The following is an 18,474-nucleotide window of genomic DNA, read 5'->3' as shown; positions in this document are numbered from 1 at the left end:
TCGCGTCCTGGGACCACCGGTACACCGAGGCGATCAGGTTGACGTCGTCGTAGACGGAGGCGGCCAGGAACCGGAGCTCGGCCATGCACAGCTCGCGCGCATCCACGTCCAGCAGCACCGCCGCCGAGCAGTCCGGGCAGGTCCCCGCGACGTCGGCGCGCAGCGTCGGCGCCAGCGCGGCCATCGCCTGCTCGACCGCCCGCGCGGCCTTGGCGCTCAGCGGCTGCCGGACGCACCGGGCCAGCAGCGCCGCCCGCGGGTTCTCGGCGCCGGCGGCCGCCAGCACGTCGTCCACCACCGGCACCCGGAAGCTGACCTCGTGCGAGTGGAGCAGGTACCACCCCGGCTCCGCGCGGGTCACCCGGCGGGGCTCGCGCGGCCGGTGATGGTCGGCGTAGGCGGCCAGGCTGAACTGCACGTCCACGGCCGAGGCGCACTGCGCGCACTGGCCCTCGGCCACCAGGGCGTCGCCGCGCAGCTCCCGGCGGCGGGCGACCACCAGCAGGTCGAGGTCGCCCACCGGGAGCGAGCCGGCGTCCAACGGAGCTCCGGCGTCCTCGGACAGCACCGCGGTCCGGGCGACGTGGGCCAGCGCGCCGGCCAGGCCGGGCTGGCTGTCGGCCAGCGCGATGTCGTCGGTTCCGGTGGCCGGCCGCCAGCGCGCCCGCCCGCCACTGATCGGCAGCCGGATCATGGCGTGCGTCAGAACTCCTTGGGCTCGGCCAGCGAGAGGTCGTGCTCCCAGCCCTCGTTCTCCAGCTTGATGTGCTCGATGGCGACCGCGTTGGTGCCGGCGTCGAGGTCGGGCAGCGCCTGGAACTCCGAAACCCAGGCGCGGTGGATGAGGTACCGGTGCACCGGCTGGCCCTGCTCGTTGAGCAGCTCGATCCGGATCTCCTTGCGCAGCTTGGACAGCGCCGAGCTCGGCGAGCCCTTGTCCAGGACCTGGGCCGCGTTGGCCCACTGCTCGAAGGAGTCGTCGTGGGTGACGCCCCGCTCCAGGGTGATCGGCTCGTACTTCTGGCGGCCGATGCCCTTGCGGATGATGGCGTTCCCGCCCTCCTTGTACTCGATCACATCGTTGGAGCGCTTGATCGAGCTGACCTTGCTGACGCCGGCGACCGGGGAGGTGGAGGTGTCGAAGTACACCAGGAAGCGGTAGCTCTTGTACGGGTCGAACCGGGAGACGTTGACGCTGAACGGCTTGGGCATGGTTGTCGGGGCTCCTAGCTCTGGCTCTGGCCGGCGAGTTGGGCGATCTTGATGATCACGAACTCGGCAGGCTTGAGCGGGGCGAAGGCCACGACGATGTTGACGATTCCGTTGGCCTGGTCGTCGGGAGTGGTGGTGGTGGCGTCACAGCTGACCTGGAACGCCTGGCTCGGCGAGCTGCCCTGGAACGCGCCCTGGTTGAACAGGCCGAGCATGAAGTTGTCGATCGTCGTCTTGATCGACACCCACAGCGGTGTGTCGTTGGGTTCGAAGATCACCCAGCCCAGGCTCTGCACCAGCGACTGCTCCAGGAACAGCGCCATTCGCCGCACCGGCACGTAGCGGTACTGCTGGAACGCCGGGTTGGCCGCCACCAGCGTACGGGCGCCGAAGACCACGGTGCCGACTCCGGGCAGGGTACGCAGGCAGTTGACCCCGATCGGGTTCAGCGTGCCCTGGCGCTCGTTGGTCATCCGCCCGGACGGCGCCACGCCGAGGGTGTTCGACACCAGCGCCTCGTACCCGGCCGGCGCCTTCCACACGCCGCGGTTGGTGTCCTCGCGGGCGATCACGCCGGCGACGAAGCCGGACGGCGGCACCAGCAGCGGCGCGCCGGTGCCCGGGTCGCTGGAGCGCAGGTAGGGGAAGTAGAGCGCGCCGTTCTGGCTCTTCGGGATCATCCTGCCGGGCAGCTGGTCGGACATGATGTCGCCGATCATCGGCAGCGGGAACCCGGTCGGGTCGGCGACCGCGTCCGCGGGCGGGTCGACGATCATGAAGGCCCGCTTGTGCTCGGCAACCGCGAGAGCACCGCTCACCACGCCGGGATCCCAGACGCCCGGCACCAGCAGCAGGTTGAAGATCGGGATCTTGTCCAGCGCCTTGTCCGCCTCGAAGGCGTCGGAGAAGTCGCCGGGGCTGAAGGTGGTGAAGGGGTTGGCCGGCAGGCCGCCGGCCAGCGGGGTGGCGCCGAGCGCTCCGGTCCACGCGGTCGGGTAGGCGGTGGTCGGAGCCACGCTGACCAGCGAGCTGACCGGCTTGTCGGCCGTCCCGATCCGCTTCTCCAGCGTGTTGTTGGCATCGGCCGCCGGCGGCGCCGGGTTGAGGGTGATCCGCCGGTAGGTCTCGGCGCGGCCGGCGTAGCCGATGGTCAGGTCGGCCAGATCGATCGGCGCGGCGCCGGTGGTGGCCCGCGGGTTGGTGATCGAGACGGTCAGCAGGTGGTGGTCGTCGACCGGCTCGCGGCCGGTGAAGACGATGCCGGTGGCCGCGCTGCCCAGGGTCAGGGTCGGGGGGTTGATGTCGGTGGTGGGGCCGCCGGCCAGGTCGTGGAACTGCGGCCTGAGCGCGACCACCCAGCCGAGACCGCCGCCGTTGACGAAGAACTGGAACACCGCGCGCCCGACCTCATCGGCGAGCCAGTCGACGTCGAACAACCCGCCGAACTCCCGCTCGTAGTCGGCGAAGCTGAAGATCTGGACGGCCTCGCCGTAGTGCTGCGGCTTGGTCTTGAACGGATGGGTGTAGCCCACGAAGACGGTGACCGACGTGGGCGCTGCGCTGATGGTGTGGGAGTTGCTCAGGATCTCTTCGATGTAGATCCCGGGATAGGTCGGCGTGACGGGCATGCGAGATCCTTCTACTCAGGGAAGCGCTCAGGTGTAGAGCAGGCCGGTGGCGGCGAGGCCGGGAGCGCCGCCGGAGAGTTGGACGGATGCGTCCGAGGGCAGCGCGGCGCCGCTGGGCGGTGCTGAGGCCGTGACGAGGTAGCCGACCTGGGCAGGCAGATCGCCCAGGTTCTGCAGGGTGACCGGGGTCTGCGTCCCGGTCTCCTTCGTCGAGTCGTAGGTGGCGCTCACCGTGAACGTCGCGCCGTTGACCGCCACGATGTAGGACAGCCCGCCGGTTCCCTTGTAGTCGGCCCGCGGCAGCAGGGTGAGGACGACCTTGCCGTCGGCGTCCTTGAGGTCGACCCCGGTTGCCTTCTTGAGCACGCCGGTATCGGCGACGGCAGGTTTCGCGGTGGCGCCGGTCGAGCCCTTCTTCACCACCACCAGGCCGGTGCCGGCGACCGGATCACCCGCCGTGCCGGTCGGCGCGTCCACCCCGATCGCCATGGCGGCGGCGTCGCCGGTGGCGAGGGTGGGGTAGCTGTCGGTCTCGGTGGCCGTGACCGTGAGCTTGGCCGCCAGCGGCGCGGCGCCCTCCTCTGCGTCCACGCTGACCCTGATGTTGTTGGTCTCGACGCCGGTGCGGGCCGCGGTGAAGGACAGCGCGGGAACCGGCGGCGGCACCGGCGGCGGGTTGAGCTCCCCGGCGCCGGCGCGGGCCTTGGCCAGCGCCAACAGCGTCGTGGTCTCGCCGGCGTCGAAGCGAGCGCTCCAGGTGGACCGGACCTGCAGGTCCGATCCGTTGAACTGCAACGCCGAGAGCGGGATGACTTTCTGCGCGCCGTCGGAATCGGTGAAGCTGAGCGGGGTCGAGCCGATCACGTCCACTGGGGCTGCTGCCATCGCGAGGCTCCGTTCCGGGTTTTCCACTGGCGATCGGCGCATCCTGACCGGGCGCCTGTCACGCGCCCGTCACGGCCGTGTCACCGGTTGTCGTGATTGCGATCCGCGACGGCTTCCGGGCTGCCATCATCGCCGTACTCGGGTCCGGATGGCGCGGGGTCACGGGCCCTGCCGAAAGGAGACAAACGATGTCGAGTCCGGATGAGATGGCTGTTGACGACAACCCCGGGGCGGAGGCCCTCAGCGGCGTGGAGGACGCCAGCGGCAGCGAGAACGCCAGCGGCAGCGAGAAAGCCAGCGAAGCCGAGGACAGCGCCGAAGCCAGCTCCGCCGAGTTGGCCACCCTCAAGCAACAGCTGGCAGCCGGCTTCCGGTCGGCCGGCCGGGTCGGCCTGGCAGAGGCGGTCAACGGCGCGGACTTCCACCTGTGGGTGCGGCAGGAGAGCGGCTGGAACCCGCGCGTGGTGTCCGGGCGCACCAACCAGGGCAAGGTCAACGGCGGGCTGTTCCAGTTCTGGTACGGCCATTCCTGGGCGCAGCCGTACTTCTCCCGGGGCAACGATCCGCGCAGCGTGTTCACCATGCCGCCGGCCGACCAGGCCCGCGCGGTGGTCCGGCACTTCTCGCACGTGACCGCGGCGACCGTGCGTACGTACGCTCAGCAGATTCGCAACGGCACCTACCACGGTTGGGGCTGACCGCACATGGACGCCACCAATCTCGCCGACCTCTACGGCCTGCCGCTGATGGAGTGGGCCGCCATCGAGACTCGGCTCCACGCCGGCATCCCGCAGGCGCCGGGCTCGGGCGGCCCGAACCGGCACACCTGCTGGTTGAGCACCATCAACTCCGACGGCAGCCCGCACGTCACGGGCATCGGCACGCTCTGGACCGACGGCGCGTTCTGGTTCGAGACCGGCGAGCGGACCCGCAAGGCCAGGAACCTCGCCCGCGATCCCCGCTGCGTGCTGAGCCTGGCCACCGAGGACTTCGATCTCGTGATAGAAGGCGACGCTCACCGGATCACCGATCCGGCGACGGTGGCCACGATGGCGCAGCGGTGGGCGAGCGAGGGCTGGCCGGTCGAGGTGGACGAGACCGGCCAGGCGATCACCGCCGAGTACAGCGCTCCGTCCGCCGGGCCGCCGCCGTGGCACGTGTACCGGCTGAGCGCGCGGACGGCGACCGCGCTCGCGACGATCGAACCCGGCGGCGCCACCCGCTGGCGGTTCTGACAGCGCGAGCCGGCCCAGGAGGGCAGCGCCGCTGCTGTTGACCGCACCCGCCCGGACCGGACAGAATCCGCATACCCCGGCCTGGGGCCGACCCAAAGACAATCCTGCGCAGCCGGTGATCGCGGCTGCCTTGACGGAGGTACATATGCCCACCACCCGCACCACCCGCATAGCGCTGGCCGGCTGTGCCTTGGCCGCCCTCACGGTGCAGCTGAGCCCGGCCTACGCCGGCAATGCCCGGCCAGATGCCACCGGCGCCACCGGGACCGCCAGCGTGTTCAAGGTCAACCCGGTGCAGTCCAGCGGCAACCAGAACCTGGTCGATGACAACGACTCGGCCACCGCGGTGCCGGCGAGTGAGTACGCGACCGTCCAGCTGCGCAACCTGGACGGCTCGGGCTATCTCAGCGGCAAGTACGTGAACGTGCAGTCTGCCACCGGCACGCCGGCCTACTCCGCGACCAACACCTTCGTCTATGACCGGCACGCCGACCAGTTCGAGCAGGTGATGGCGTACTTCTGGATCAACCAGGCCCAGGAGTACCTGCAGTCACTCGGCTTCGGCTCCACCCTGCGCCCGGTGAACGCAGGACAGATGCAGGTCAAGATCGACCAGTACGGCGGCGACAACTCCTACCAGACCGACAAGCCGTTCCGGCTGCGGTTCGGCAAGGGCGGGGTGGACGACGCCGAGGACGCCGAGGTGATCCTGCACGAGTACGGCCACGCGGTGCACGCCGCCCAGGTGCCCGGCTACGGGAGCAGCCTGGACGCCGGCTCCATCGGCGAGGCATGGGGTGACTACCTCAGCATCACCGTCGGCCTCGACGCCGCGCAGCAGTACGGCTGGCCGGTCAACGCCGACCTGGCCTGCTCGATGGACTGGGACGCGACCTCGTACACCAGCACGGTCCCGCACTGCCTGCGCCGGGTGGACACCAACCTGACCGTGGCCGACCGGAGGGGTGAGGTCCACTACGACGGCAAGATCTGGAGCCGGGCGCTGTGGGACATCCGCAACTCCTACATCTCCCTCGGCCTCGGATCCCGCCGGGCGGACACCACGATGGTGGACGCCCAGTTCGACTTCGCGCCGGGCACCTCGTTCAGCGCCGCGGCCAAGGCCACCTACACCAAGGCGCTGGCTCGCGACGGTGTGAAGGCGGCCAACGCGGTCCGCACCGCGTTCGCCAACCGGGGCATCACCTTCTAGGCACCACAGCAGATCCGAGCGCCGCGGCATCGCCCATCGGGCGGCGCCGCGGCGCCGTTCTGGGCCCGCCCGCTGTTGACGCGTAGCGCTTCGGCACGTCCGCAACGAGCGACATCGCTACCTGTCGGCGCGCTCGCGGCGGGGCTCAGTCCCGGGGCCGGGTCAGGGTGACGCAGCACCGCCCGGTCGCCGGGTCGAGCCGGGCCTGCAGCCGCTCGTCATCGAGGCTGTCGACCAGCCCGCGCATCAGGTGCAGGTTCATCCCGCACACCAGGCCGGTGTAGTCCTTGGCCAGGCCGTGGAACGGGCAGTTGCTCAGGGTGATCCGGTCGAAGGTGGCCCTGGGCTCGTACCCCTCGGCCTCCAGCACGCCACAGACCGCCGTGACGAGCTCGTCGGCGCCGGCCCGGCAGCCGGCGAGCTGGGCGGCCTGCTCGCCCATCCGCTCGCCGGTCGCGTGCGCGGCCGCCCGCAGCGTGGCCGCCACCGGTTCGCCGGAGGCGGTGCTGGCGGTGATCGCCTCGGCCATCAGCCGTCCGGGCAGCTCGTAGCGGCGTTCGGGCAGGCTGACCGCGATCTCGCGGGCGGCCCGGCGGTAGAACTTGGCCGGCCGGCCGGCGCCCGGGCCGGTGCGCCCGGCGGGCCGGCGGTACTCCACCTCGAGCAGGCCGTCCTCCTCCAGCTTGTCCAGGTGGAACTTCGCGACGTGATGAGCAACGCCGACCCCGCTCGCGGCCTGCTCCCGGCTGACCGGCTGGGATCGTTCGACGACGAACCGGTAGAGGGTCTGGCGCACCGGTTCGGCGAGTGAGGCGATGCTTCGCAGTTGCGCCTGGATGGCGGCCTGATGCCGCGACGGCGTCACAGGCGCTCCCTCCATAATTTCTAAAAGATACTCCCATTGACGAAAGAATGTCACTAGTCTAACGTCCACTCTGCAGTCCGATAGAGGGAGCGGTCATGGTCAATGTCGCAGCACCGGCACAGCCCGGCCGCGCACCAGCCGGCATCGGGGACGACCGGGAGGCCGCCGTGCCACACCAGACGTTGCGGATCGTCAACTCCACGCCCCCGATCGACCTGCCTGCCGCCGAGCGCGCGGTCCGGGCGCTGCTGATCGCCCTCGGCCAGGATCCCGATGCCGAGCACCTGCACCAGACCCCGCGGCGGGTGGCCGCTGCCTACGCCGAGCTGCTGACCCCGCGGGACTTCGACCTGACCACCTTTGCCAACGAGGAGAACTACAACCAGCTGGTGCTGGCCTGCGGCATACCGTTCCAGTCGCTGTGCGAGCACCACCTGCTGCCGTTCCACGGCGTCGCCCACATCGGCTACCTGCCGGACCAGCGGATCGTCGGGCTCTCCAAGCTGGCACGGGTCCTGGAGCGGTTCTCCCGGGGCCTGCAGGTGCAGGAGCGGCTCACCCAGCAGGTCGCCGACTGCCTGCAGGCGCACCTGCACCCCATCGGCGTCGGGGTGGTTCTCGAGGCCGAGCATCAGTGTATGTCGCTGCGCGGGGTGCGCGCCCACGGCTCCCGCACCCTGACGTCGGCCTTGCACGGCCACCTGCGCACCGACCCGGCGGCCCGGCAGGAGTTCTTCGCCCTGACCCGCGACCGCTGAGGTCGCCCTGAGACCCGGACCGCCGAGCCGCCTGATCTCCAGACCTCGAGGTCGCAGCACCCACAGAAAGGCAGGCTCGGATGAGCTCGTCGGAAACCTATCTCATCGTCGGCGCCAGCCTGGCCGGCGCGAAAGCGGCCGAGGCGCTGCGCGACAAGGGCTTCGAGGGCCACATCGTGCTGATCGGCTCCGAGCAGCACCTGCCCTACGAACGGCCGCCGCTGTCCAAGGGCTACCTGGCCGGCTCCGCCGAGCGCGGGAAGGTCTGGGTCCACCCGGAGGGCTGGTACGCCGAGCACGGCATCGAGCTGCGTCTGAACCAGACCGTGAGCCGTATCGACCGCGACGCGCGGCGGGTGGAGCTGGCCGACGGCGCCCAGCTCGGTTACGACAAGCTGCTGCTGACCACCGGCGCCAGCCCCCGGATGCTGTCGGTGCCGGGTGCCGACGCGGACGGGGTGTACCTGCTGCGCACGCTGGACGATTCGGATGCGCTGCGCGAGCTGCTGGCGCGGATCTCGCGGCTGGTGGTGATCGGCGCCGGCTGGATCGGCCTGGAGGTCTCGGCCGCCGCCCGCCAGGCCGGTGTCGAGGTCACGGTGGTGGAGAGCGCCGAGCTGCCGCTGCTGCGGGTCCTGGGGCCCGAGGTGGCCCGGGTGTTCGCCGATCTGCACATCCAGCACGGGGTGGATTTCCGGTTCAACGCCAGCCTGTCGGAGATCTGCACCGACAACGGCCGCGCGACCGGCGTCCGGCTCGGCGACGGCACGGTGATCGAGGCCGACGCGGTGCTGGTGGCGGTCGGCGTCAAGCCCAACAGCGATCTCGCCGAGGCTGCCGGCCTGAGCGTCGACGACGGGATCGTCGTCGATTCCTCCCTGGGCACCAGCGATGCCCGGATCTTCGCCGCCGGTGACGTCGCGAACGCGATGAACGCCTTGTACAACAAGCATGTCCGGGTCGAGCACTGGGCCAATGCGCTGAACCAGCCGGTGACGGTGGCCGCCTCGATGCTCGACCAGCCGGCCAACCACGACCAGCTGCCGTACTTCTTCACCGACCAGTACGACCTGGGGATGGAGTACGTCGGCCTGGTCGATCCGGGCGGCTACGACCAGGTGGTGTTCCGTGGCGACGTGGCCAGCCGGGAGTTCATCGCCTTCTGGGTGCGGGGCGGCCACGTGCTGGCGGGGATGAACGTCAACGTCTGGGATGTCGTCGACGACATCAAGGGACTCATCCGCTCCCAGGCCGTCATCTCGGCCGAGCAGCTGGCCGACGCCGGCACGCCGCTGGCCGAGCTGGCCCGGGTGCCCAGCTGACTCTGGCTGGGACCGGCCCGTCCCCGGCGGGCCGGGAGCTTAACCGGTGGACAGCGCGATCCGCTGGACCACGTGCAGCCTGGAGTCGGTCTCGTGGGGGCGGGTCGTCGCCAGCTCCACCAGGGCGATCCGGCCGGCCGCGGTGAACGTCATCAGCTCGTTGCCGAAGTACGGCCCCGCTTCCCGGGTCCAGTTCAGCTCGGTGCGGGGGACCCGGGTCAGCACGCTGAGCAGCGACCGGGTGGTCCGCTCGGCCAGCCGGCTCCACGCCAGCCGGAAGGCGACCTTCATCGCGGTCGGGACGTAGTTGTGCAGCGGGGAGCAGGTCAGCTGGTAGACCTGCGCGTCCATCGGCTCGTCGTAGATCGCCCGGGCCACGTAGGCGTGGTGGACGTCGCCCGACAGCACGCAGACCGTGGCCGGCGCTCGCCCGCCGCGCTTGCCCTGGGCCACCTCGCGGATCAGGTCGGCCAGCTTCTCGAAGGAGCTGTGGAACGCCGCCCAGTGCTCCAGGTCCGCCGCCCGGCGCAGCGACTCCGACCAGCGGGCGAGCCGGGCGCCCCGGACGCCGTCTGCCAGCGCCTCGTTCCACGACTCGATGTCGTGCAGCGCCCGCGCCAGCAGCCAGGGCAGCGAGGTGCCGATCAGCAGGTGGTCATAGTCGCCGTCGGCCTGCTCGCTGATCCAGGTCAGCTCCTCGTTCGCGACCATGCTGCGGTCGCCGTCGAGGATCCGGCCGCACCGTGAGTCGATCATCAGCAGCCGGACCGGCCCGAAGTCGCGCCGGTAGGACCAGCGGGTGCCCTTCGCGCCGTCGGCTTCGGCGTCTGCGTGCTGGGCGAACCGGCGCAGCAGCGGCTCGACGTCGGAGCCGTGACCGCGAACCTGCTGGTAGAGCTCATTGGCGGCCAGGTCCGCGGGGGACAGGTTGCCCAGGTGCTGGTAGACCCAGTACGAGGACAGCCCGCCGATGATCCGCTCGGCCCACCAGTCGGTCTTCTGCATGTCCTCGCGCCAGGACCGGGAGGTGTTCCAGTCGTCGCAGACATCGTGGTCGTCGAAGATCATCGAGCTGGGCAGCACCGACATCAACCAGCGCACGTCCGGGTCGTGCCAGGACTCGGCATAGAGCCAGGTGTACTCCTCGAAGTCGGCCACCTGTTCCCGCGAGCCGGTGGTGATGTCGCGCCGCTGGCGGATGCGCTGCTGGGTCGCCTCGCTGGTCTCGTCGGCATAGACCTGGTCCCCGAGCATCAGGAGCGCGTGCGGCCAGGCGGCTTCGTCCTGACCGGCCAGCTGGCGGGCCAGCACCATCAGGGCGTCGGGTTCGAAGTGGTCGTCGTCGCTGACCGTGGCGGAGGTGGCGTACCGGCAGGAGCCGAAGGCGATCCGGAGCGGCTCGCCGGCGTCGAGGGTGCGGATCCGGGGATGCGGCCGCGGGTCGTCGGCAAGCGGCCAGACGGTGTGGCCGTCCAGCCGGACGTCATAGCCGGTGCTCTGGCCGGCCGGCAGCCCGCTCACCAGGACCAGGGCGTAATGGTGACCGGCCACGCACCAGGTGGGCTCCTGGTGGCCGAGGATCTCCACGACGCACGGCCGGTCGGTCTCGACCCAGATGGTGGCGTCGTCCTGGCCGACATGACGCAGCGCGGGCCCGAGCAGGAGCTGCGGGCTGCCGGTCGACGGGGTCGCGGCGATCGTCATGACAGGCCCCCTGACCCAGCTCACGGCGGGCCTTGCCGGCCCGGTCGTCAAGCCTACATTTCCAGGCGCGGGGCCGTTCCTGGTCAGCGCGCGGGTTGCAGTCCGGTCACAAGCTCGCCGGCCCACCGGTCGGCCGGCTGGTCGGCGACCTGGTCGCGGCCCAGCGCCTTCGCCCGGTACATCGCCTGATCGGCCCGGTGCAGCAGGTTCTCCGCGGTGGCATCCGCCGGCTGCAGCTCCGCGATGCCGAAGCTGGCCGTGACGCTGGAGCCGATCGCCGGGATGGTGCGGGCTCGCAGCTGTGCCCGCAGCCGCTCGGCTACCACCCGGGCGTCCTGCAGGCCGGCATCGGGCAGCACCATGGCGAACTCCTCCCCGCCGAGGCGGGCGCTGAGGTCGCTGTCGCGGACGGTGGCGCGCATGGTGCTCGCCACGCACCGCAGCACCTCGTCCCCCGCGGCGTGGCCGTAGCCGTCGTTGATCTGCTTGAACCTGTCCAGGTCGAACATCACCACGCTCAGCGGCGTGCCGGTGCGCCTGGCCCGGGCGATCATCGCGGTCGCCGCGTCGTAGGCGCTGCGCCGGTTGGCCAGCCCGGTGAGGCCGTCGTAGGCGGCGTTGAACTCGGCGGTGGCCTTCAGCCGGCGGAAGGAGGCGAGCATGGCGATCAGCACGATCGCCGACGCCGCCACGGTCAGCGTCCTGCCGGTGTACCAGCCCAGGCTGTAGCGGTAGCGCGAGGCGTAGGTCAGGCACAGGTCGCAGAGGCACACCAGGATCGCCACGCTGCTCCAGCGCTCCGGCCCGGTCCGCCCGCGCACCGCCCGGGCGCACACCAGCAGGCTTGCCACCACCAGCGGGAGCGCCACCGGGGCCGTCACCTTGGCCATGCCGGAGGTGTCCAGGCCCTGGATCAGCACCGGCAGCCGGGTGGCGAACAGCACGCAGCCGGTGACCGCGAGCAGCGCCGCGGCGCACATCCCGGCCATCGCGGCGGCCAGCCGGGCCGCTCGCGGGCGATGCTCGATTCCGCCGAGGTAGGACCACGGCGCCCAGGCCGCGCCCAGCAGCGCCGGAAAGCCGGCATGCCAGCCGATGTAGAGGTACGGCGCCACCGAGGAGGTAACGGCCAGGGGCGGATGGCTGGAGATCACCCCGGGGAAGGCCAGCGCGTAGCCGCCCATCAACAGCAACGACCACAGGTAGGCCAGGGTCATCCCCAGCATCCTGCGGTCGCCGGTGTCCAGGTACTCCCCGGCCAGCAACCAGACCGACATGATGTCGAAGCAGGCCACCGTGGCGAGCACCGCCGGCACGTAGCTGGTGGTCGGCCCGAGATGATGGCCGCCCAGCGGCAGCACGAAGAGCGTCACCAGGATCGAGATCGAGGAGACGAGCAGCGTGCTGCGCTGCGTTCGGACTAGGCCACTCACACCCCCTCTATCGGCACCTGCCGACAATGCTTTACATTGAATTAACACTGGTCGCTGAATGGCGCGCCGAACAGGGGCAGCTGCTGCGCTGGCGGCACCCGCCCGGGCAGCGGGAACGCCCGCCTGTTCTATGGTGAGAAGAGCCCGCCTGCCTCTCAGGTACCGGTCAGCTGGGAGAACATGCTCACCGGCCGGCGGCATCGAGGACCCATCATGGCAAAACCCGTTTCTGAGCAGTGCGTGGTGATCGTCGGAGCATCGAGCGGGATCGGGCGGGCCGCCGCGCTGGAGTTCGCCCGCCGCGGCGCGTCCGTGGTCGTCGCGGCCCGGACCGTCTCCGCGCTCGACTCCCTGGTCGAGGAGATCACCGCCCAAGGCGGCGTCGCGCTCGCCGTGCCCACCGACGTCGCCGAGCCCGATCAGGTACGGGCGCTCGGCGAGCGGGCCGAGTCGGCGTTCGGCCGCATCGACACCTGGGTCAACGCGGCTGCCGTCGCGGTCTGGGGCCGCATCGAGGACATCTCCGACGCCGAGTTCGAGCGGGTGATGCGGGTGAACTTCCTCGGCTACGTGTACGGCGTGCACGCCGCGTTGCCTGCCCTGCGCCGCGCCGGTGGCGGCGTGATCATCGGCATCGCCTCGGTGGAGGGCATCCGCGCGGTGCCGCTGCACGCTCCCTACACGGCCAGCAAATGGGCGGTGCGTGCGCTGTACGACAGCCTGCGGATCGAGCTGGCCCAGGAGGGAAGCCCGATCGCCGTCACCACCATCCTGCCCGCCGCTATAGACACGCCGTTCTTCGAGCACAGCAGGAGCAAGCTCGGGTCGATGCCCAAGCCACCGCCACCGGTCTACGCTCCCGAGCTCGTCGCCGAGGCGATCGTCCAGGCAGCCGAGCACCCCACCCGGGAAGTCCCGGTCGGCGGCAGCGCCATCGGCTTCTACCTGGGCCAGCGGGTCTCACCGGCGCTGACCGATGCGGTGCTGTCCATCCGCCGGTTCGGCAAGGCGACCATGACCACCGGCCGGCCGGACAACGGTGGCGACAACGTCGACGCGCCGATGGAGGGACTGGGGCAGGTGCATGGCACCTACCCGGGACATGTGCTGCGGCACAGCGCGCTCACCAGCCTGCTGGCCCGCACCCCGCGCCCGGGCGAGCTGCTCACCGGCGTGGTGAACCGGATGCACGCCAGAGGCTCCCAGAACGGGAACAGGAACGGCCCGCGACCGTGAGGCCGCGGGCCGTACCAGGTGGAGCTGTGCTGGCGCCCTAGATGATCGGGGAGAAGGGCTCGGTCCCGGGGACCAGCGCCACCCCCGACATGCCGTGGGTGTTGGCGTACGCCAGCTCCTTGGGCAGGTCGCCGACCCCGTTGGAGCCGGCCAGCGGCGCGATGGCCACCGTGGACAGCACGCCGAGCGCCTTGCCCGCCGAGTCCAGGAAGCCTGAGCCGGAGTCACCGGGGATACCCGGCGTCACGGTGTACACCGTGTGGGTCCAGCCACCGCCGTCGTCACCGAGGCTGGCGCCGCGCTTGGGCGACAGCAGCTCGATGCCACCGCGCAACAGCGAGTTGCCGTAGCTGTAGATCGATTCGCCGACGGTCGTGCCGTCGCTGGCAAGCGCGACCGGGCCGCCCCAGAACGGGACGGACGGATTGACGTTGCCGACGTAGGCCGGGTCCACCTTCACCAGGGCGAAGTCGTTGTACTGGCAGATGTCGGCGTTGGTCTCACCGGCCTGCTGCATGGCCAGCCAGGAGGAGTACACCAGCGTTCCGGTGCCGACCTGGGTGCCTTCGCTGACCAGGCTGGCGCCCTTGTTGAAGGTGACGGGGGTGCCGAGCGGCAGCGACTGGGTCGAGCAGCCGTTCGTATCGGTGGCGGCGCCGGTGCCCGCGCAGTGCGCGGCATATCCGACGTAGGTGGCCACACCGTCGCTGAAGACGAAGTTGGCCGTGCACTGGGCGCCGTTGGTGAACATCTGGGTACCAGGGTGGATCGTCGCGGTGGCGGCCGGCGCCCACTGCGAGGTGCTGGTGGCGGCTTCGGCGGACGGTACGGCAGCCAGGGCGAGGATCGTCACCCCGCTGGCGACCACAGCCAAGGCTCGCTTGCATCCGGTCGGCATGCTCACTCGTGCCTCCTGTCATGGTGGGGGAAAGGGGACCTTTGACAGGAAAACGAGGCCGGAGCGCAGAGGTTACGGCTACCCGCCGCGGTTCAGCAGGCCGCCGACGGAGCAGGCAGCGTTCAGTCCAGCGCCGTGCGCACCGAGTAGAGCTCGGGAAAGAACGTCCGGTCCAGCGCCTTGCGCAGGAAGGTCGCGCCGCTGGACCCGCCGGTGCCGGTCTTGTTGCCGATCATCCGCTCCACCGTCTTGAGGTGCCGGAACCGCCAGAACTGGAAGGCGTCCTCGACGTCCACCAGCGCCTCGCAGGTCTCGTAGAGGCTCCAGTGCTCAGCAGGGGCGGCGTAGATCACCTTGAAGGTGTCGACGAGCTCGGGGGTGAACTGGTGCGCCTGGGCGACGTCGCGCTCGGTGACCGAGGCCGGGATCGGCTGACCGTGCCGGGACAGGTAGGCCAGGAACTCGTCGTACAGCGTGGGGGAGTTGAGGTACCCGGCGAGCTGCTGGTGGGCCATCGGGTCCTGCACGAACATCTGCAGCATGCCGGCGTGCTTGTTGCCGAGGATGAACTCGACGGCGCGGTACTGGAAGGACTGGAAGCCGGAGGAGTTGGCGAGGGAGTCGCGGAAGCTCAGGTACTCACTCGGGGTCAGCGTCGCCAGGATCGCCCACTGATCGGTCAGGGTGTGCAGGATGTTCTTGACCCGGGCCAGCCGCTTCAGGGCCAGGCCGATGTCATCGGCGCGCAGCCCGTCCCGGGCTCCGACCAGCTCGTGCAGCAGCAGTTTCAGCCATAGCTCGCTGGTCTGGTGCTGGATGATGAACAGCAGCTCGTCGTGGGCCGCCGGCTGCGACCGGGGGTGCTGGGCGCCCAGCAACTCGCCCAGGTGCAGGTAGTCCCCGTAGGACATCTCTTCCCGGAAATCCAGCCGGATACCTGCTTCGAGCCGGTCGGACGCCGCATCGTTGGTCATGCCCGGCCACCTCGGTCGCTTCGGCGGAGATCTAAGGCCTCACCCTAACATCACCCGAACCACCCGGACGGTGGCCACCGGCCGCTCAGCCGGCGCGGAATTCGGCGGCCCAGGACAGCTCGGCGCCCCGCTGCGCCCGGCGGGCGAGGACGCCGATGGTGTCGTCGACGATGGTGGCCAGGTCATGCACGACCGGGAGGTTCTGGGCGTCGTAGGTGATCCGCTCGGCGACCAGCACCGGCCGGCCGGCCGGCTTGTTGACCGCGGTCGCGATCGCGGCCGGCAGCGCCTTGGCCCGCAGGCTCTCGGTGGCCCGGACGATCGCCAGCTGGCACCGCTGCTCCAGCGAGCGGTACAGCGAGGCCACCTCGAAGTCGACGTCCAGCAGCTGCTCCGACCAGGGCCGCGGCACCCAGGACACCTGGTGCACAGCCGGCCGGCGCCCGATCCGGCGCAGCCGCTCCAGCCGCAGGGCCGGCTCGCCACGGGTCCGGTCCAGCGCGCCGGCCACCCCGGCCGGCAGCGGCCGTTGCCGGCTGCTCAGCACCACGGTCACCAGCTCGACGCCCTGGGTCAGCAGGTCCTCGGCCAGGCTGTTGAGCGAGCGTAGGTCCAGCGTCGGGACCGGCGTGACGAAGGTCCCCCGGCCGGGCAGCTGCGCGATCAGGCCGTCGCCCTCCAGCAGGCTCAGGGCCTGCCGGAAGGTCATCAGGGTGACGCCGTACTCCTTGCTCAGCAACGCCTGCGACGGCAGCGGCTGGCCGGGCTTGAACTCCCCGCGCGCGATCCGAGCAGCCAGGTCCTGCCCGATCTGCCGGTACTTCGCAGGTCCAGAGCTGGGCACCGGCGCCCTCCGTCCGTCCGCGGCCGATCCGCGCGGAGGCCACCCTAGTACCGGCCGATGGTGAGCCGCATCCTGCGGCGGGGTTGACCAGGCGCCGAACACTTCTAGAAGAGTAGTCATCTGCCAGCTGGTATGGTGGCCTTGACCAGCCAGTGCGTCCTCCCGACGCGCCTCGCGAAGAATCCGGTGATCAGCATGGACACCTCGCCCGAGAGGCGCCCCGGCGCCACGGTCGATCCGGCCAGCTCCTCGACGCTGCTCGCTGCCGATCGGTCGGCCATGAGCGACCCGGGAGCGCTGGGGCGGTTCGGGGACTTCGGCGGCCGGTACGTGCCCGAGGCGCTGATCCCCGCTTGCGAGGAACTCGAGGCGGCCTACCGGGACGCCCGCAAGGACCCGAGCTTCGAACGCAAGCTGGCCCAGACCCTGGAGGTCTACGCCGGGCGACCCACCCCGGTGACCCCGGCCACCAGGCTGTCACAGGAGCTGGGCATCAACCTGCTGCTCAAGCGGGAGGATCTGACCCACACCGGCTCGCACAAGATCAACAACGTGATAGGCCAGGCGTTGCTCGCGCAGCGGATGGGCAAGCGGCGGCTGCTCGCCGAGACCGGAGCCGGCCAGCACGGCGTCGCGACCGCGACCGCCGGCGCGTTGCTGGGCCTCGATGTCACCGTCTACATGGGAGAGGTCGACACCGAGCGCCAGCAGTTGAACGTGTTCCGGATGGAGCTGCTGGGCGCGAAGGTCGTCCCGGTGACCAGCGGCAGCCGCACCCTGAAGGACGCCTGCAGCGAGGCGCTGCGGCAGTGGGTCTCCCAGGTGGACGAGGCCTATTACTGCCTCGGCTCGGTGATGGGCCCGCACCCGTACCCGTGGATGGTGCGGGAGTTCCAGAGCGTCATCGGAACCGAGGCCCGGCGCCAGTGCGCGGGCCTGCTCCGACGCGGGGTGCCGGACGTGGTGGTGGCCTGTGTGGGTGGCGGGTCGAATGCCGCCGGCACCTTCGCCGGCTTCGTCGACACCTCCGCGCGGCTGGTGGGCGTGGAGGCGGCCGGCGGCGCGGCGATGACCGACGGCTCGCCCGGGATCCTGCACGGCTTCTACTCCCAGGTCCTGCAGGACGAGGACGGCCAGGTGAGAGAAGCACATTCGATCTCGGCGGGCCTTGACTACCCCGGCGTGGGACCCGAACACGCGAGCCTCGGCAGGTCCGGCCGGGCCGAGTACGCCACCGCCACCGACGAGCAGGTGGTCGAGGCGGTGATCACGCTGGCCAGGATGGAGGGCATCCTGGCCGCGCTGGAGTCCGCGCACGCGCTGGCCTGGATCATCCAGGCCGCCGGGTCGGGCGACCTGGCGCCAGGCTCGACGGTCCTGATGACCCTCTCCGGCCGTGGCGACAAGGACGCCGGCCAGCTGATGAGCCTGCTGGCATGAGCGCGCCGGATCGCCCTGCCGGCGCTGTGGAGGCCGCGCTGCGCCGGCGCCGTGAGGCCGGTGGGAAGTCGCTGGCGCCGTTCGTGACGGCGGGGATCACCTCGGACTGGACGGCCTACGTCCGGGCCTGCGCCGACAACGGCGCCGACGCGATCGAGATCGGGTTGCCGTTCTCCGATCCGATGCTGGACGGCCCCGTCATCCAGGCAGCCTCCAAACAGGCGCTGGACCGTGGCGTGCGAACCGCCGGCCTGCTCGACGAGGTGGCCGCCCTGGACTCCCGCGTCCCGCTGATCGTGATGACGTACAGCAACATCGTCGGCCGGCACGGCAACGAAGCGTTCTGCCAGCGCATCGCGGCCGCGGGGATCTCCGGATTGATCGTGCCCGACACCCCGGTGGACGAGATCGAGCCGTTGCTGTCGGCGACCCAGGCCGCCGGGATCGAGCTCATCCTGCTGGTCGCCCCGTCCACCCTGGCCCACCGGGTCGGCCGGATCGCCGAGCTCAGCAGCGGCTTCGTCTACGCGGTCAGCAACATGGGAGTGACCGGGCTTCGTGAGACGGTCTCCGACACCGTGCAGCGCACCGTGGATGCCATCCGCAGCCACACCACCCTTCCGGTGCTGGTCGGTTTCGGCATCTCCTCACCCGCCCAGGCGGTCGAGGTGAGCCAGCGCGCCGACGGTGTGGTGGTGGCCTCGACATTGATGCGCGACGTGCTGGCCGGCGGGTCGGCGCTCAAGCTTGGCGCCACCGTCGCCTCGTTCCGATCGGCGCTGGACAGCATCTCCTAGCTCGCCGGGCGTGGGTTGGCGGCCTCAGCC

The 18,474-nt window shown here is 70.7% G+C and carries 18 protein-coding genes; 8 read left to right on the top strand and 10 right to left on the bottom strand.

Annotated elements, in window-relative coordinates; all coding sequences use genetic code 11:
* The 4 genes from VF612_RS08350 to VF612_RS08335 all read right to left on the bottom strand — a co-directional run.
* On the bottom strand, window positions 1-694 hold a 694-nt coding region (locus VF612_RS08350), incomplete at its 3' end, for a hypothetical protein (protein ID WP_408659394.1).
* Between the two features lie 8 nt (window positions 695-702).
* The gene (locus VF612_RS08345; RefSeq protein ID WP_408659393.1) at window positions 703-1,212 is read right to left on the bottom strand and encodes a phage tail protein; all 510 of its coding nucleotides are present in this window, start codon (window positions 1,210-1,212) and stop codon (window positions 703-705) included.
* Between the two features lie 14 nt (window positions 1,213-1,226).
* A complete protein-coding gene (locus VF612_RS08340; RefSeq protein WP_408659392.1) occupies window positions 1,227-2,840 on the bottom strand; it encodes a phage tail sheath family protein in 1,614 nt (537 codons plus the stop codon).
* A 27-nt stretch (window positions 2,841-2,867) separates the two neighbouring features.
* Window positions 2,868-3,725, bottom strand: coding sequence for a hypothetical protein (locus tag VF612_RS08335; protein WP_408659391.1), 858 nt, complete (start codon window positions 3,723-3,725; stop codon window positions 2,868-2,870).
* A gap of 188 nt (window positions 3,726-3,913) precedes the next feature.
* Between VF612_RS08335 and VF612_RS08330 the strand changes: the two genes are divergently transcribed.
* The 3 genes from VF612_RS08330 to VF612_RS08320 all read left to right on the top strand — a co-directional run bounded on the left by VF612_RS08330 (window position 3,914) and on the right by VF612_RS08320 (window position 6,173).
* Entirely contained in the window at window positions 3,914-4,423 is a 510-nt protein-coding gene (locus VF612_RS08330; protein ID WP_408659390.1) for a hypothetical protein, read from the top strand.
* A gap of 6 nt (window positions 4,424-4,429) precedes the next feature.
* Window positions 4,430-4,960 carry a pyridoxamine 5'-phosphate oxidase family protein gene (locus VF612_RS08325; protein WP_408659389.1) on the top strand — a complete coding sequence of 177 codons (531 nt, stop codon included), beginning with the start codon at window positions 4,430-4,432 and terminating at the stop codon, window positions 4,958-4,960.
* A gap of 145 nt (window positions 4,961-5,105) precedes the next feature.
* Window positions 5,106-6,173 carry a M36 family metallopeptidase gene (locus tag VF612_RS08320; protein ID WP_408659388.1) on the top strand — a complete coding sequence of 356 codons (1,068 nt, stop codon included), beginning with the start codon at window positions 5,106-5,108 and terminating at the stop codon, window positions 6,171-6,173.
* Between the two features lie 145 nt (window positions 6,174-6,318).
* Here the strand turns inward: VF612_RS08320 and VF612_RS08315 are convergent, their stop codons facing one another.
* Window positions 6,319-7,038: a helix-turn-helix transcriptional regulator gene (locus VF612_RS08315; protein WP_408659387.1), complete on the bottom strand. Its 720-nt coding sequence runs from the start codon at window positions 7,036-7,038 to the stop codon at window positions 6,319-6,321.
* 95 nt (window positions 7,039-7,133) lie between these two features.
* On the opposite strand from VF612_RS08315, the gene folE reads away from it, so the two are divergent.
* Both folE and VF612_RS08305 read left to right on the top strand, forming a co-directional pair.
* Window positions 7,134-7,796, top strand: coding sequence for a GTP cyclohydrolase I FolE (gene folE, locus VF612_RS08310; protein ID WP_408659386.1), 663 nt, complete (start codon window positions 7,134-7,136; stop codon window positions 7,794-7,796).
* Window positions 7,797-7,876: 80 nt separating this feature from the next.
* Complete coding sequence (locus tag VF612_RS08305; protein ID WP_408659385.1) at window positions 7,877-9,118, top strand: NAD(P)/FAD-dependent oxidoreductase; 1,242 nt, start codon at window positions 7,877-7,879, stop codon at window positions 9,116-9,118.
* A gap of 39 nt (window positions 9,119-9,157) precedes the next feature.
* Here the strand turns inward: VF612_RS08305 and VF612_RS08300 are convergent, their stop codons facing one another.
* Entirely contained in the window at window positions 9,158-10,822 is a 1,665-nt protein-coding gene (locus tag VF612_RS08300) for an alkaline phosphatase D family protein (RefSeq protein ID WP_408659384.1), read from the bottom strand.
* Window positions 10,823-10,905: 83 nt separating this feature from the next.
* The gene (locus VF612_RS08295) at window positions 10,906-12,255 is read right to left on the bottom strand and encodes a GGDEF domain-containing protein (RefSeq protein WP_408659383.1); all 1,350 of its coding nucleotides are present in this window, start codon (window positions 12,253-12,255) and stop codon (window positions 10,906-10,908) included.
* A gap of 213 nt (window positions 12,256-12,468) precedes the next feature.
* Here VF612_RS08295 and VF612_RS08290 point away from each other — a divergent pair, with 213 nt between their 5' ends.
* Window positions 12,469-13,491, top strand: coding sequence for an SDR family oxidoreductase (locus tag VF612_RS08290; protein ID WP_408659382.1), 1,023 nt, complete (start codon window positions 12,469-12,471; stop codon window positions 13,489-13,491).
* 37 nt (window positions 13,492-13,528) lie between these two features.
* Here the strand turns inward: VF612_RS08290 and VF612_RS08285 are convergent, their stop codons facing one another.
* The 3 genes from VF612_RS08285 to VF612_RS08275 all read right to left on the bottom strand — a co-directional run bounded on the left by VF612_RS08285 (window position 13,529) and on the right by VF612_RS08275 (window position 16,207).
* Window positions 13,529-14,389 carry a hypothetical protein gene (locus VF612_RS08285; protein ID WP_408659398.1) on the bottom strand — a complete coding sequence of 287 codons (861 nt, stop codon included), beginning with the start codon at window positions 14,387-14,389 and terminating at the stop codon, window positions 13,529-13,531.
* 122 nt (window positions 14,390-14,511) lie between these two features.
* Window positions 14,512-15,363: a tryptophan 2,3-dioxygenase gene (locus VF612_RS08280; protein ID WP_408659381.1), complete on the bottom strand. Its 852-nt coding sequence runs from the start codon at window positions 15,361-15,363 to the stop codon at window positions 14,512-14,514.
* Between the two features lie 85 nt (window positions 15,364-15,448).
* Complete coding sequence (locus tag VF612_RS08275) at window positions 15,449-16,207, bottom strand: GntR family transcriptional regulator (RefSeq protein WP_408659380.1); 759 nt, start codon at window positions 16,205-16,207, stop codon at window positions 15,449-15,451.
* A 279-nt stretch (window positions 16,208-16,486) separates the two neighbouring features.
* Between VF612_RS08275 and trpB the strand changes: the two genes are divergently transcribed.
* Both trpB and trpA read left to right on the top strand, forming a co-directional pair.
* Window positions 16,487-17,647 (top strand): tryptophan synthase subunit beta, encoded by a 1,161-nt coding sequence (trpB, locus tag VF612_RS08270; RefSeq protein WP_408659397.1) that lies wholly within the window; start codon window positions 16,487-16,489, stop codon window positions 17,645-17,647.
* Window positions 17,644-18,444, top strand: a complete 801-nt coding sequence (gene trpA, locus VF612_RS08265) for a tryptophan synthase subunit alpha (RefSeq protein ID WP_408659379.1) — start codon at window positions 17,644-17,646, stop codon at window positions 18,442-18,444. The genes trpB and trpA overlap by 4 nt, the downstream gene beginning before the upstream one ends.
* Window positions 18,445-18,474 lie beyond the last annotated feature (30 nt).

The sequence above is a fragment of the Jatrophihabitans sp. genome (assembly GCF_036388195.1).
Classification (GTDB): Bacteria; Actinomycetota; Actinomycetes; order Mycobacteriales; family Jatrophihabitantaceae; genus Jatrophihabitans_A.
The sequence above is the reverse complement of the archived record's forward strand: the minus strand, read 5'-3'. Positions and strand labels throughout refer to the sequence as shown.

Excerpts from the sequence above, each read along its gene's own strand:
- VF612_RS08320 (WP_408659388.1), top strand. The coding sequence starts at position 5,106 with ATGCCCACCACCCGCACCACCCGCATAGCGCTGGCCGGCTGTGCCTTG.
- VF612_RS08285 (WP_408659398.1), bottom strand. The coding sequence starts at position 14,389 with ATGCCGACCGGATGCAAGCGAGCCTTGGCTGTGGTCGCCAGCGGGGTG.
- VF612_RS08335 (WP_408659391.1), bottom strand. The coding sequence starts at position 3,725 with ATGGCAGCAGCCCCAGTGGACGTGATCGGCTCGACCCCGCTCAGCTTC.
- VF612_RS08330 (WP_408659390.1), top strand. The coding sequence starts at position 3,914 with ATGTCGAGTCCGGATGAGATGGCTGTTGACGACAACCCCGGGGCGGAG.
- VF612_RS08300 (WP_408659384.1), bottom strand. The coding sequence starts at position 10,822 with ATGACGATCGCCGCGACCCCGTCGACCGGCAGCCCGCAGCTCCTGCTC.
- VF612_RS08340 (WP_408659392.1), bottom strand. The coding sequence starts at position 2,840 with ATGCCCGTCACGCCGACCTATCCCGGGATCTACATCGAAGAGATCCTG.
- VF612_RS08280 (WP_408659381.1), bottom strand. The coding sequence starts at position 15,363 with ATGACCAACGATGCGGCGTCCGACCGGCTCGAAGCAGGTATCCGGCTG.
- folE (WP_408659386.1), top strand. The coding sequence starts at position 7,134 with ATGGTCAATGTCGCAGCACCGGCACAGCCCGGCCGCGCACCAGCCGGC.
- VF612_RS08345 (WP_408659393.1), bottom strand. The coding sequence starts at position 1,212 with ATGCCCAAGCCGTTCAGCGTCAACGTCTCCCGGTTCGACCCGTACAAG.
- trpB (WP_408659397.1), top strand. The coding sequence starts at position 16,487 with ATGAGCGACCCGGGAGCGCTGGGGCGGTTCGGGGACTTCGGCGGCCGG.
- VF612_RS08325 (WP_408659389.1), top strand. The coding sequence starts at position 4,430 with ATGGACGCCACCAATCTCGCCGACCTCTACGGCCTGCCGCTGATGGAG.
- trpA (WP_408659379.1), top strand. The coding sequence starts at position 17,644 with ATGAGCGCGCCGGATCGCCCTGCCGGCGCTGTGGAGGCCGCGCTGCGC.
- VF612_RS08290 (WP_408659382.1), top strand. The coding sequence starts at position 12,469 with ATGGCAAAACCCGTTTCTGAGCAGTGCGTGGTGATCGTCGGAGCATCG.
- VF612_RS08305 (WP_408659385.1), top strand. The coding sequence starts at position 7,877 with ATGAGCTCGTCGGAAACCTATCTCATCGTCGGCGCCAGCCTGGCCGGC.